Source organism: Amycolatopsis ruanii (assembly GCF_003385175.1).
Taxonomy (GTDB): domain Bacteria; phylum Actinomycetota; class Actinomycetes; order Mycobacteriales; family Pseudonocardiaceae; genus Amycolatopsis_E; species Amycolatopsis_E thermalba.
Genome location: NZ_PQHY01000021.1, coordinates 52,829 through 65,092, shown reverse-complemented (window position 1 = coordinate 65,092; position 12,264 = coordinate 52,829). Strand labels below are relative to the sequence as shown.

Annotated in this window: 11 protein-coding genes and 1 tRNA gene; 5 read left to right on the top strand and 7 right to left on the bottom strand. The window is 73.8% G+C overall.

Features of this window, described 5'->3' with window-relative positions; all coding sequences use genetic code 11:
* Positions 1 to 2 precede the first annotated feature (2 nt).
* Positions 3 to 1,298 (bottom strand): MFS transporter, encoded by a 1,296-nt coding sequence (locus D0D28_RS14295; RefSeq protein WP_116110891.1) that lies wholly within the window; start codon positions 1,296 to 1,298, stop codon positions 3 to 5.
* Between the two features lie 120 nt (positions 1,299 to 1,418).
* On the bottom strand, positions 1,419 to 2,525 hold the full coding sequence (locus D0D28_RS14290) for a PucR family transcriptional regulator (RefSeq protein ID WP_116110890.1): 1,107 nt from the start codon (positions 2,523 to 2,525) through the stop codon (positions 1,419 to 1,421).
* Between the two features lie 108 nt (positions 2,526 to 2,633).
* Between D0D28_RS14290 and D0D28_RS14285 the strand changes: the two genes are divergently transcribed.
* The gene (locus tag D0D28_RS14285; RefSeq protein ID WP_094005695.1) at positions 2,634 to 3,410 is read left to right on the top strand and encodes an SDR family NAD(P)-dependent oxidoreductase; all 777 of its coding nucleotides are present in this window, start codon (positions 2,634 to 2,636) and stop codon (positions 3,408 to 3,410) included.
* Position 3,411: 1 nt separating this feature from the next.
* Here D0D28_RS14285 and D0D28_RS14280 read toward each other — a convergent pair whose 3' ends face one another.
* The 3 genes from D0D28_RS14280 to selD are packed head-to-tail and all read right to left on the bottom strand — an operon-like array spanning position 3,412 to position 7,000.
* Positions 3,412 to 3,816, bottom strand: a complete 405-nt coding sequence (locus tag D0D28_RS14280) for a CoA-binding protein (protein WP_116110889.1) — start codon at positions 3,814 to 3,816, stop codon at positions 3,412 to 3,414.
* Between the two features lie 28 nt (positions 3,817 to 3,844).
* Positions 3,845 to 5,992: a P-loop NTPase fold protein gene (locus D0D28_RS14275; protein WP_116110888.1), complete on the bottom strand. Its 2,148-nt coding sequence runs from the start codon at positions 5,990 to 5,992 to the stop codon at positions 3,845 to 3,847.
* Between the two features lie 15 nt (positions 5,993 to 6,007).
* Complete coding sequence (gene selD / locus D0D28_RS14270; protein ID WP_116110887.1) at positions 6,008 to 7,000, bottom strand: selenide, water dikinase SelD; 993 nt, start codon at positions 6,998 to 7,000, stop codon at positions 6,008 to 6,010.
* A gap of 66 nt (positions 7,001 to 7,066) precedes the next feature.
* On the opposite strand from selD, the gene D0D28_RS14265 reads away from it, so the two are divergent.
* The 4 genes from D0D28_RS14265 to D0D28_RS14250 all read left to right on the top strand — a co-directional run bounded on the left by D0D28_RS14265 (position 7,067) and on the right by D0D28_RS14250 (position 10,697).
* Positions 7,067 to 7,161 (top strand) — tRNA-Sec (locus D0D28_RS14265).
* Positions 7,162 to 7,179: 18 nt separating this feature from the next.
* Positions 7,180 to 8,460: an L-seryl-tRNA(Sec) selenium transferase gene (selA, locus tag D0D28_RS14260; protein ID WP_094005699.1), complete on the top strand. Its 1,281-nt coding sequence runs from the start codon at positions 7,180 to 7,182 to the stop codon at positions 8,458 to 8,460.
* Positions 8,448 to 10,145 (top strand): SelB C-terminal domain-containing protein, encoded by a 1,698-nt coding sequence (locus D0D28_RS14255; RefSeq protein ID WP_116110886.1) that lies wholly within the window; start codon positions 8,448 to 8,450, stop codon positions 10,143 to 10,145. The genes selA and D0D28_RS14255 overlap by 13 nt, the downstream gene beginning before the upstream one ends.
* A 72-nt stretch (positions 10,146 to 10,217) precedes the next feature.
* Positions 10,218 to 10,697, top strand: coding sequence for a hypothetical protein (locus D0D28_RS14250; protein ID WP_094005701.1), 480 nt, complete (start codon positions 10,218 to 10,220; stop codon positions 10,695 to 10,697).
* Here the strand turns inward: D0D28_RS14250 and D0D28_RS14245 are convergent.
* The gene (locus tag D0D28_RS14245) at positions 10,694 to 11,578 is read right to left on the bottom strand and encodes a TIGR03564 family F420-dependent LLM class oxidoreductase (protein WP_116110885.1); all 885 of its coding nucleotides are present in this window, start codon (positions 11,576 to 11,578) and stop codon (positions 10,694 to 10,696) included. The genes D0D28_RS14250 and D0D28_RS14245 overlap by 4 nt on opposite strands.
* Positions 11,575 to 12,228: a TetR/AcrR family transcriptional regulator gene (locus D0D28_RS14240; RefSeq protein WP_116110884.1), complete on the bottom strand. Its 654-nt coding sequence runs from the start codon at positions 12,226 to 12,228 to the stop codon at positions 11,575 to 11,577. The genes D0D28_RS14245 and D0D28_RS14240 overlap by 4 nt, the downstream gene beginning before the upstream one ends.
* Positions 12,229 to 12,264 lie beyond the last annotated feature (36 nt).

Genomic DNA, 12,264 nt, shown 5'->3' with positions numbered 1-12,264 from the left:
TCTCACTCGAGTTCGGTGCCCCGGGTCTCGCGCAGGAACCAGACGCACACCGCGCAGATCACCGCGATCAGCGCGACGTACCCGGAAACCGGCAGGGACGAACCCGTCGAGGCGATGAGCTGCGTGGCCAGGATCGGGCTCACCCCGCCGCCGATCACGCCGCTGGCGTTGTACGCGATCGACGCGCCGGTGTAGCGGTAGCGGGTCGCGAACAGCTCCGGCAGGAACGCGCCCATCGGCGCGAACAACGCGGCGAACGCGATCATCCCGACGGCCATCGCGAGCGCGATCAGCACCGGCTCGCCCGTGTTGATCAACGCGAACATCGGGAACGCCCACACCACCGCGAGCACCGCGGCGCCCAGGCACACCCGGCGCCGGCCGACCCGGTCCGACCACGTGGCGAGCAGCGGGGTCGCCAGGCCCATCACCAGCGCGCTGATCATCGCGCAGATCAGCAGCATGTTCTTGTCCAGCTCCAGCACCGTCGTGCCGTAGGACAGCGAGAACGTGGTGATCGTGTAGAAGAGCGTGTGCGCCAGGATGAACGCGCACGTGCTCAGGAACAACGTCTTCGGCTGCCGCTGCACGACCTCGACGATCGGCACCTTCGCCTTGTCGTGCTCGGCCATCGCGCGCTCGAAGACCGGCGTCTCCGCGATCTTCATCCGGATGTAGTAGCCGATGACGATCAGCAGCGAGCTGGCCAGGAACGGGATCCGCCAGCCCCAGTCGTCGAACGACTCCTGCGACATCGTCTGGCCCAGCACCAGGAACGCGCCGCCGGCGATGATGAACCCGATCGCCGGGCCCATCTGCGGGAAGCTCGACCACAGCCCGCGGCGGTTGCGCGGCGCGTACTCGGTGGCCAGCAGCACCTCGCCACCCCATTCGCCGCCGAGGCCGAAGCCCTGCAGGAACCGGCACAGCACGAGCAGGATCGGCGCGCCGATGCCGATCGCGCCGTAGGTCGGCAGCACCCCGATGGCGACCGTGCCGGTGCCCATGACCAGCAGCGACGCGACGAGCATCGCCTTGCGCCCGACCCGGTCGCCGAAGTGCCCGAACACCACCGCGCCGACCGGTCGCGCGATGAACCCGACGCCGAAGGTCGCGAACGCCGCCAGCGTGCCGGCGAGCGCGGAGAACGTCGGGAAGAACTGGTGCCCGAACACCAGCGCCGCGGCCGTGCCGTAGAGGTAGAAGTCGTAGAACTCGATGGCCGTGCCGATGAAGCTGGCGACAGCGATGCGCGAGGCCGACACCGGGGCGGCGGACGTCTGCGCGGCGGTACTCATCGGCTGCTCCTTCGGGGCCTGGTGATCCGGGTCGGAGTATCGGTGCCACCCCGCCCGCTGACGACCTACGGTGGTCGGGTTTTGCCGGCCGTCTTTCCTCATCCTGTCGAAACGGCCAGGTCAGTCCCGCACCAGGGGGAGCAGTCGCAGGCCGAGGTGCAGGGTGAGGCGGTGCTCCCCGTCGCCGAGGTCGAGCCCGGTGATCTCCTCGATCCGGTGCAGCCGGTAGTACAGCGACGTGCGGTGGATGTGCAGCGCGGCGGCGGTGTCCAGGCTCGACCCGGCGTGGTCGAGGTAGGCGGCGAGGGTTTCCACCAGCCGGCCGCTGGTGTCCTGCGCGAGCAGGTCGAGCAGCGGTTCCGGCAGCTGGGCGCGGGCCGGGGCGGGGATCTGCAGGAGTGTCGCGTAGGCGCCGAGGTCCTCCCAGCGCGCGATGCCGCCGAACCGGGGCAGCGTCGCGGCGGCCCGGACGGCGGTGGCGGCGCGGTCCCGGGCTGTCCAGGGCCTGCTGCCGCTGCCGATGCCGGCCACGCAGCGGGCGGAGCCGCCGAGCACGTCCTGAACCTGCCGGACGATCATCTCCGGATCGCCGCCGCCCAGCAGCACGCCCTGGTGACCGGAGACGTAGAAGGACGGTTCGCGCCCACGGGTGGCGGCCTCCAGCGCGGTGCGCAGGGCGACCTCGGTCCAGGCGCTCTCCCCGTCGATGACCTCGGCGATCAGCACCGTCGCGGAGTCGTGCGCGAGGCCGGCACGGTCGGCCGGCTCGCCGCTGAGCAGCTTGCGGAGGTTGTCCTCGCGGGCCGCGCGTTCGGAGTCGGCGACGAGGAAGTCCCGGTACAGCAGGGCGGCCATGGGTTCGGCGGCGGCCTTGATCGCCGCCAGGTCGGCGGCGGTGAGCGAGCCGTCCGGGTCGATGACCATCAGCAGGCCGAGCAGGGTGCCGCGCCAGCGCAGCGGCATGCTGACGCGGGCGAGCATGTCCAGGTCGGGGCGTGGCGGGATGACGCCGGGGCCGGTCCAGCGGGTCACCCCCTGCGCGAGGATGTGACCGATCGCCTCGCTGCCCGCGCTGCGCTGCAGCATCGCCCGCACCCGCACGGCGTCCTCGTCGCCGAAGTGCCTGCTCGCGCAGAGCAGCCGGACCGACGGATCGTTGATCGCCACCGACCGGCCGAGGGCTTCGGCGAGCGCGTCGACCTTCCGCTGCAGTTCGCTCTCGACCATGGATACATGATCCACCAGCCCGTTTCTCTGGTTTTCGGAACGGCCGCCGGGCGATCTTCGACGCCCGGCGGTTCCCGGTGGGCCGGTGGCGTGCCGATACTGCGGCGCATGGGGAGACTGGACGGCAAGGTGGCGCTCGTCTTCGGCGCGGGCTCCAGCGGCGACGGGATGAGCAACGGCAAGGCGGCGGCGCTCGCGTTCGCGCGGGAGGGGGCGCGGGTCGCGGCGATCGACATCCGCGCCACGGAGGCGGAGCGCACGGCCGCGGACATCGCGGCGGCTGGCGGTTCGGCCGTGGCGCTGACCGCGGACGTCACGGACGAAGCGCAGGTCGCCGCTGCCGTCGAGGCCGCCTCGGTGCTGGGGCCGCCGTCGGTGCTGCACAACAACGTCGGCGCCACCCGGGTGGGGGACGTGGTGGACCTGTCCCTGCCGGAGTGGGACGCCGCGCTGGCGGTGAACCTCCGGCCGGTGTTCCTGACCTGCAAGTACGTGGTGCCGCGGATGCTCGCGGCCGGCGGCGGCGCGATCGTGAACGTCTCGTCGATCGCCTCGATCCGGGACACCGGTTACGTCTACCCGGCCTACAGCGCGGCGAAGGCGGCGGTGAACCAGCTGACGGTGTCGCTGGCGCTGCACTACGCCGCGAGCGGGATCCGGGTGAACGCGATCCTGCCCGGCCTGATCGAGACGCCCCTGGTGACGCGTGGCATCGCGGCCGACCCCGCTGAGCTGGCGCGGCGGCACGCGGCCAGCCCGACGGGACGGATGGGCAGCCCGTGGCACGTGGCCGCCGCGGCGGTGTTCCTCGCCTCGGACGAGGCGGCCTACGTCAACGGGGTGTGCCTGCCGGTGGACGGCGGGCTGACCGCGCGGTGCGCGTGAGTCACTTCCGGATGCGGCCGAGGGCGCGGACCACCGCGATGCACCGGTCCTCGACGTAGTTCAGCCCGCCGGCCTCGGCGATGCGCCGGGCCTCCGCCGACACGATGCCCTGCTGCAGCCACAGCGTCTTCGCCCCGATGGCGACCGCCTGCTCCGCCACGCCGGGTGCCTCGCGCGACGGCCGGAACACGTCGACGAGGTCCACCGGTTCCGGGATGTCGGCCAGGGTCCGGTAGACCTTCTCGCCCAGGAGCTCGTCCGCCGAGGGGTGGACCGGGATCACCCGGAATCCGGCGGCCTGCATCGCGGCCGGGACCGAGTGCGCGGCCTTCGCCGGGTCGCGGCTCAGCCCCACCACGGCGATGGTCTTCGCGGCTTTCAGGACTTCTTCGGCTAGGTCGGCCATACCTCGTGAAACCCCCGGCGAGCAGGCGCTATTCCACCGCGAGCCCGCGGGCGGCGCGGACCGAGGCGAGCAGGTCCATCGACACCCGCGGGTCGAACGCCATCTGCTGCCGGGCCAGCGCGAGCAGCTGCGGCTCGCCGCCGGGCACGCCGTACAGCCGGTCACGGGTGAGGTCGTCGGTGAACACCTCCAGGATCGTCGCGCTGAACAGCAGGTACGCGGCGGCCTGCGCGCGCAGCGCCGCCAGACCCTCGCCCGAGGTGATCCTCGCCGCCAGCGCACGCAGTTCGCCGGGCCCGCGCACGGCCGGGATGCGCACCAGGTCCGCGATCAGGCTCGACCGCTCGGGCGAGGGCTCGACGGTGCGCGCGGCTCCGGTGAACGCGTGTGCCTTGCGGTCCAGCTCGCGCCGGACCAGCAGCTCGACGACGGCGCTCAACGGCTGTCCGGCGGGGAGGTCGAGCAGTTCGACGACGGTGCGCCGCAGGTCGCGGGGCAGGCCGCCGGACAGGCAGTGGCACAGGCAGACGAACTGCTCCGGCAACCCGGGCACGCGGCGGCTGATCCAGGCGCGCGTGTCGTCCGGCGTGAAGTTGTCCAGCCGGACCATCTCGGAGAACGCACTGTCGAACGCGTCCCGCGCCGGGATGCCGCGGCGCTCGAACGAGACGATCGCGTCGTCGGACACCGACACCAGGAACAGGCAGCCGGGCACGTCGAAGACGCCCTTGATGTCGTTGATCAGCTCCTGGGCCTTCTCCGGCTCGGCGATCTTGTCCAGCTCGTCGATCGCGATCACCAGCCGGTCGGTCACGTGCGCGGCCCGCAGCACGCCGGCCGCGTACTCGGCGAAGGCGCGGAACTCGTCGACCACCTCCGGGTAGCTGAGCTGCTGCTCGGCGCTCTGCGTGGAGCGGGTCCAGCCGGCCTCGCCCTTGAGCGGCAGGGTGAGCTTGCCGGACCAGCCGGTGGTGTAGGTCTGCAGGAACCGGATGCGGCGCAGCTGCTGCCCGGCGACCGCCCGCAGCTCGCGCAGCAGCGGGTCGGCCCGCCGCGCCGGACGCAGCCCGCGCGCCGTCCGCCACACCGACGCGGCGAGGTCCACCACGACCACGAGCGCGACCAGCGCGGCGAGCACCAGGACGGCGATCCGCCAGCCGGTCAGGCCGGTGAACAGCGGGGGCGGATCGGTGACGAACCGCAGCGGTGGCCGGCCCCACGCCCACGCCCCGAGCAGCACCGGCACCGCGATGGCCACGAGGTGGGCGAGCAGGGAGCGGACCAGCTGCGCGGCCCGCTCCCGCCGCCGGACCGGGGCCACCAGGCGCGCGAAGGTCGCCCAGCGTCGCGGCCGGCCGGTGCCGTGGGTGCGGGTGATGACCTCCTTGCACAGCAGGGCGTGCAGGTACAGGACGAAGTCGCGGGCGTCGTAGCGGGCGGGCGCGGAGGCGATCACCGCGAGCGGCGGCCGGTCCGGATCACCGAGCACCCCGTCGGCGACGAACCGGATCGCGGTGGTCTTGCCCACGCCGCGGTGCCCGGTCAGCGCGATCGCCCCGGTCGCCGACCGCGCGACGGCGGTGCGCAACCGCTCCCCGGCGCCCGTGATCACCGGGGTCGCGGTGGGGGATTCGGCGTGCAGACCGTCGACCGCGCGGTAGGTGAACTCGGTGCTGTCCGGCGGAGTCCGCTTCTCCTCGACGAACCGGACCAGGGCCGGCCACACGATCCGCTCGACCGCGTACACGCGCCAGAGGTCCTCCACCGGCAGTGTGCCGACGCGGCGGAACAGCCGCCGCAGCGGCGCGATCCAGCGGTACCCGATGCGGCAGGCGATCGCCAGCACGGCGAGGTAAGCGGCGACCCCGAACACGGCGAACCCCCACGGCAGGTTCGGCCACGCGCGGACCAGCAGCAGGTGGTAGCCGAACACCACGGCGAAGGCGGCGGCGAGCCGGAGGTCGGCCGGCCGGTGCCCGGGCAGGCGCGACGCGATCACGCCTTCGAAGGCAGGGTCGCGCAGGAAGGTGGCGCGTTCGGTGTCCAGCCGTTCCCGCAGCTCCGGGTCCCCGGCCAGCGCCTCGTGCGCCTCCCGCACCGGGATCCGCTCGGCGGCGAGCAGCTCGCGCGCGTCGTCGGTCACCAGGACGTTCGCGATCAGCCCGTCGTCCCCCACGGCGATCAGACTAGATCAGCGCACCACCACGACGTGCTCCCCGCGGGGGACGAACTCGCCGATCACCGGGGCGCCCGGGATCTCGCCGGCCAGCAGGAGGCCGCCCGAGGTCTGGGCGTCGGCCAGCAGCAGGGCCTCCTCCTCGCGCACCGCGGACAGGTCGGTGTGCGGCCGGACCCAGTCGAGGTTGCGCCGCGTGCCGCCGCTGACGTAACCCGCCGCCAGCGCCGCCCGTGCTCCCTCCACATAGGACACCACGGCGGCGTCCACGACGGCGGTCACCCCGCTGGCGCGCGCCATCTTGTACAGGTGCCCGAGCAGGCCGAAGCCGGTCACGTCGGTCGCGGCCGGGATACCGGCGTCGAGCGCGGCCCGGGCGGCCGGGGCGTTGAGGGTGGTCATCACGTCGATGGCCGCGGGGAAACGCTCGCCGGTCACCTTGTGCCGGGAGTTCAGCACACCGATGCCCAGCGGCTTGGTCAGCGACAACGCCATCCCCGGCCGGGCGGAATCGTTGCGCAGCAGGCGGTCCGGGTCGCCGACGCCGGTCACCGCGAGCCCGTACTTCGGCTCCGGGTCGTCGACGCTGTGCCCGCCGGCGAGGTGGCAGCCGGCGTCGGCGCAGATGTCCGCCCCGCCACGCAGCGCCTCGGCCGCCAGCTCGAACGGCAGCACCTCCCGCGGCCAGCCCAGCAGGTTGACCGCCACGACCGGGCGGCCGCCCATCGCGTAGACGTCGGACAGCGCGTTGGCCGCCGCGATGCGCCCCCAGTCGTAGGCGTCGTCGACCACCGGGGTGAAGAAGTCGGTGGTGGCGATCAGCGCGAGCCCATCGGAGATCCGCACCGCGGCGGCGTCGTCCCCGTCGTCCAGGCCGACCACCAGTTCGCCCACCGGATCGGACGGCCGCCTGCCGACCAGCCCGCGCACCACGTCCTCCAGCTCCCCGGGCGGGATCTTGCACGCGCACCCGCCGCCGTGCGCGTACTGCGTGAGTCGATGGCCCATGCCCTCATCGTGCCGCCTTCGCGCTGCGGCGGCCGCGCGAAGTTGCGATCATGGGGTATCCCGCAGGGAGGCGTATCCGGTCTGGTGGCCGGCGCGGTCTTCAAAACCGTTGAGCGGCAGGCGCTGTCGCTGGCGGGTTCGATTCCCGTCCGCCTCCGCCACCCAGGGAGGAGCGAGGAGTGGCGGACCCCCGTCGCCGCGTGCCGCGAACCGACGTGCTGCTCGCGCACCCGCGCCTGGCCGAGGCGGAGCGCGTGCTCGGCCGCGCCCTGGTCAAGGCCGCGGTGGTGGCGGCGCAGGACCGGGCCCGCGCCGGGGAGATCGAGCCGGAACAGGTCGCCGAGCAGGCCATCGCGGCGCTGCCGGTGGCAGCGACCACGCTGCGGCCGGTGGTCAACGCGACCGGCGTCGTCGTGCACACCAACCTGGGCCGGGCGCCGTTGTCGCGGGCCGCGCTGGACGCGGTGGTCACGGCCGGGCGGAGCACCGACGTCGAGTTCGACCTCGCGACCGGCCGCCGCGCGCGCCGTGGCCGCGGTGCGCTGGCCGCGCTCGCCGACGCGGTGCCGGCCGCGGGCGGGGTGCACGTGGTGAACAACAACGCCGCCGCCCTGCTCCTGGCCGCGCTCGCGCTCGCGCCCGGCAGGGAGATCGTGATCAGCCGCGGCGAGCTGGTCGAGATCGGCGACGGGTTCCGCATCCCCGAACTGCTGGCGTCCACCGGCGCGCGGCTGCGCGAGGTCGGCACGACGAACCGGACGAGCCTGCGCGACTACGCGGCCGCGCTCGGCCCGGACACCGGGTTCGTGCTCAAGGTGCACCCGTCGAACTTCCGGGTCACCGGCTTCACCGCGGAGGCGTCGGTGCGTGAGCTCGCCACGCTGGAGGCGCCGCTGGTCGTCGACATCGGGTCCGGGCTGCTGGCGCCGCACCCGGTCCTGCCGGACGAACCGGACGCGACCACCGCCCTGCGCGACGGCGCCGATCTGGTGACCGCGAGCGGGGACAAGCTCCTCGGCGGCCCGCAGGCCGGGTTGCTGCTGGGCTCGGCCGGCCTGGTGGAGCGGTTGCGCCGCCATCCCGCCGCCCGGGCGCTGCGGGTCGACAAGCTGACCCTCGCCGCGCTGGAGGCGACCCTGCGCGGGCCGGAACCGCCGGTCGCGCGGGCACTGGTCGCCGATGTCGCGGAGCTGCGCCGCCGGGCGGAAGCGCTGGCCGCGCGGATTCCCGGCGCGAGCGTGGTGTCCTGCCGGGCGGCGGTCGGTGGTGGCGGGGCGCCCGGGGTGGAGCTGCCGTCGGTCGCGGTGAGCCTGCCCGAGTCGTGCGCGGAGCCGCTGCGGACCGGGACGCCGTCGGTGGTGGGCCGCGTCGAGCACGGCCGGTGCCTGCTGGACCTGCGCACGGTCGGCCCGGACGAGGACGAACTGCTGCTCGCGGCGGTGCGCGCGTGTACGTCGTAGCGACCGCGGGGCACGTCGACCACGGCAAGTCGACGCTGGTCGAGCGGCTCACCGGCACCTGGCCCGACCGGCTGGCGGAGGAGCAGCGGCGGGGGCTGACGATCGAGCTGGGGTTCGCGTGGACGGAGATCGACGGGCGGCGGCTGGCGTTCGTCGACGTGCCCGGGCACGAGCGGTTCGTGCCGAACATGCTCGCCGGGGTCGGACCGGTGCCGGCCGTGGTGTTCGTGGTCGCCGCGAACGAGGGGTGGATGCCGCAGTCGGCCGAGCACCGGGCGGCGCTGGCGGCGCTCGGCGTCCGGCACGCCCTGCTGGTCGTGACGAAGGCCGACCTCGCCGACCCGGGGCCGGCGGCGGAGGAAGCGCTTTCCCACCTGGCGGTGCTGGGCCGGGTCGACGCGGTGTCGATCGGGCGCGGCGGCGACCTCGCGCCGGTGCGGCGGGCGCTGTGCACGCTGGTCGACCGGCTGCCCGCGCCGGATCCGGCGGCGGACGTGCGGCTGTGGGTGGACCGGGCGTTCACTGTCCGCGGCGCCGGGACGGTGGTGACCGGGACGCTCGCGGGCGGCACCCTGCGCGCCGGGGACGAGCTGGAGCTGGGCGGCGAGCGGGTGAGCGTGCGTGGCCTGCAGTCGCTCGGGGAGACGGAGACCGAGGTGACCGCGGTGGCGCGGGTCGCGGTGAACCTGCGTGGCGTGGACCGGGACCGGGTGCGGCGCGGGGACGCGTTGCTGACGCCCGGCGCGTGGGTGCACACGTCGGAGGTGGACGTGGCGGTGCGCGCGCAGGGGGAGTTGCACCGGGAGCTGGTGCTGCACCTGGGCGCGGCGGCGGTACCGGTGCACGTCCGTCCACTCGGGACGGACGCGGCGCGGTTGCGGCTGCGCGTGGCGTTGCCGCTGCGGATCGGGGACACCGGGCTGCTGCGGGACCCGGGCGAGCACCGGATCGCGGCCGGGATCACGGTGCTGGACGTGCGGCCGCCGCCGCTGGGGCGTCGCGGGGCCGCGCGGGAGCGGGCGGCGGAGCTGGCGTCCGGGCGGGTGCCGCCACCGCCGATCGCGCGTGCGAGCGAGCTGCGCGCGATGGGCTTTCCGTTGGCCGGCAAGCGGATCGGCGAGTGGGTCGTGGACTACGACGCGCTCACCCGGGCGCGCGAGAAGGCCCTGTCGCGGTTCGACGAGTGGTCATCTCATCATCAGGTGGCGGCCGGGATGCCGGTGGAGGCGCTGCGGCAGGCGGTGGGCCTGCCCGCGGCCGAGCTGGTGCCGGCCGCGCTGGACGGCACGGGGCTGGAGATCACCGAAGGGACCGTGCGGCGCCCGGGTGCGGGGCTGCCGGCGCGGGTGCTGTCGGCACTGGGGCGGCTGGACCAGCGGTTCCGGGCACATCCGTTCCGCGCTCCCGAGGCCGACGAGCTCGCGGAACTGGGATTGGGCCAGCGCGAGCTGGCGGCGGCGGTGCGGGCGGGACGGCTGGTCCGGATCGGGGAGGGTGTGTTCCTCGGTCCGGACGCGCCGGCCCGCGCGGCGGAGGCGCTGGTGACGCTGCCGCAGCCGTTCACGGTCAGCGAGGCCCGGCGCGCCCTGGACACGACCCGCCGGGCGGCGGTGCCGTTGCTGGAGCTGCTCGACGCCCGCGGGATCACGGTCCAGGGCGCGGATTCCCGCCGCCACCTGCGCTGAGCTGGAGCGACACGCGGGTTTCGCTCGGAAGCGTGACGGGTACTCGACTCACGGTGAGGAGAGGAGCTCGTCATGGACACGAACGCCTATGTGGCCTTCCTGGTGATAGGCGCGCTGATCGTCTTGGTCGACGGCCAGTTCGTCTACCACAGCGGGAAGCGGTACCTGGCGAACGGGCAGGGCGAATCGGAATCGGGGGCGTCCATGGCCCGGCTGGTCGCGGTGTTGTTCCACATCGCGACGCTGGGTGTGCTCGCGCTCATCTCGACGATCGACTTCCCCGGCGGCACCACGCCGACGGCGATCGTGGGACGCGTCGGCGTGTTCCTGCTGGTACTGGCGCTGGCCCACGGCATCACGATCGCCGTGCTGTCGCGTCAGCGCGAGGAACAGGTCGTCGAGCAGATCAACACGCGGATGAACACCCCGCGCCCCGCGGACCATTCGCTGAACGACCCGGTCGTCTCCCCGGTGCCTGGTCAGGAGGGCCGCGACCCGCGCGTCAGCCCCAGCATCGAGAGCGGCACCCCGTACACGACCGACCGGTACTAGCGGTTCAGGCTCCGCAGCAGTTCCAGCGTGCGGGCCTGCTCCGCCGGTGACCCGGCGAGCGCGGCGGCGAATTCGGTGGCTCCGGCGTCCAGGTGGCGCCGGAGCTGCCGTTCGACCGCATCCTCGTCCCCGGCGACGACCGTCTCCGCGACCTCCCGCACCCCCTCCCGATCGAGGACCGCGCGGTACGCGGGCATCGTCGCGGCCATGCCGTACTCCCGCGTGATCCGCGCGCGGACCGCGGCCGGATCGTCGGTCACCGCCACGATCACGCCGGTGACCACCCGTGGTTCCGCCCGTCCCGCCGCGGCTTTCCGGATCTTCGGGACGATGTGGTCGCCGAGCGTCCGCGGTCCGGCCCAGGTGGTGATCGTCCCGTCCGCCAGCTCACCCGCGATGCGCAACGTCAGGTCGCCGAGCGCGGACACCAGCAGGGCGGGCGGCTGCGCGCCGGTGACCTCCACCTGTGCCCGCGCGGCCAGCGTTTCGCCTTGGTAGGCAACGGATTCCCCGCGCAGCAGCGGGCCCAGGGCGGTCAGGTACTCGCGCAGGTGCCGCGCCGGCTTGTCGTAGGAGAGGCCGTACTGGTCCTCGATCATCACCGGGTGGCTGAGCCCGACGCCGAGGCTGAGCCGGTTGCCGGTGACCGACTGGGTGCTCAGCGCCCGCGTGGCCAGCGTGATCGGGTGCTGCGGCCAGGTCGGCACGATCGCGGTGCCCAGTTCGATCCCGGGCACCTCTCGCCCGGCCACGGCGAGCGCGGTCAGCGGGTCCCAGCTGAACCGCTGGCCCAGCCACAGGGCGGGCAGCCCGGAGCGCGCCGCCGCGACGATGTCGTCGATGGTCTTGCTCGCGGTGTCGACCATCAGGCCGATCCTCATGGTTTTCCCCCTTCGTAGGCGGCGCGGTGCTGGTTCCCGATCTCGGTGAACAGGTCGGCGACCCGGGGCGCCAGCTCGGCCAGCACCGCCGGGTCCGGTTCGGCCGCCGGTTCGAAGGCGCCGCGCACGGTCGCGGCGAGCAGATCCGCGGCGCCCGGGTGCGGCGGGGACAGGAAGAAGCCTTCGAGCGTGGCGTGCCAGGCGTAGCGCAGGTCGTCGAACGGCAGGTCGGTGCGCACCAGGTCGTGCTCGGCGAGCAGCCACAGGTAATCGGCGAAAGCCTCGTCGTGCCGCGACTCCGCCCGGTCGCGAGCCAGCTTGCCGAGCACGGCGGGATCGGCGCGCACGTGGGCGCGCAGCAGGGGACGGCCGGCGACCGACTCGAAGTTCACGCGGGTCAGCTCGTGCAGCAGAACCGTGCGCGGGTCCGCGCGGATCGCGGCCACCAGCTCGTCGGCGGCCGCGGCCAGCTCGCGCCGGAACACCGCGCGGAACAGGTCCTGCCGCGACTTCCAGTGCAGGTAGACGGTGCCCTTGCCGATACCGGCCCGCTCGGCCACGTCGTCGACGGTCACCTTCTGGTAGCCCCAGCGCAGCAGCAGGCCGGCGGCCACGTCGAGGATGCGTTCCGCCCGCTCCCGCCGATCCATGCGGGTGATCTTATGACTGATTTTGAATTTCAGTCA

Excerpts from the sequence above, each read along its gene's own strand:
- D0D28_RS14240 (WP_116110884.1), bottom strand. The coding sequence starts at position 12,228 with ATGGATCGGCGGGAGCGGGCGGAACGCATCCTCGACGTGGCCGCCGGC.
- D0D28_RS14290 (WP_116110890.1), bottom strand. The coding sequence starts at position 2,525 with ATGGTCGAGAGCGAACTGCAGCGGAAGGTCGACGCGCTCGCCGAAGCC.
- D0D28_RS14250 (WP_094005701.1), top strand. The coding sequence starts at position 10,218 with ATGGACACGAACGCCTATGTGGCCTTCCTGGTGATAGGCGCGCTGATC.
- selD (WP_116110887.1), bottom strand. The coding sequence starts at position 7,000 with ATGGGCCATCGACTCACGCAGTACGCGCACGGCGGCGGGTGCGCGTGC.
- D0D28_RS14285 (WP_094005695.1), top strand. The coding sequence starts at position 2,634 with ATGGGGAGACTGGACGGCAAGGTGGCGCTCGTCTTCGGCGCGGGCTCC.
- D0D28_RS14245 (WP_116110885.1), bottom strand. The coding sequence starts at position 11,578 with ATGAGGATCGGCCTGATGGTCGACACCGCGAGCAAGACCATCGACGAC.
- D0D28_RS14280 (WP_116110889.1), bottom strand. The coding sequence starts at position 3,816 with ATGGCCGACCTAGCCGAAGAAGTCCTGAAAGCCGCGAAGACCATCGCC.
- D0D28_RS14295 (WP_116110891.1), bottom strand. The coding sequence starts at position 1,298 with ATGAGTACCGCCGCGCAGACGTCCGCCGCCCCGGTGTCGGCCTCGCGC.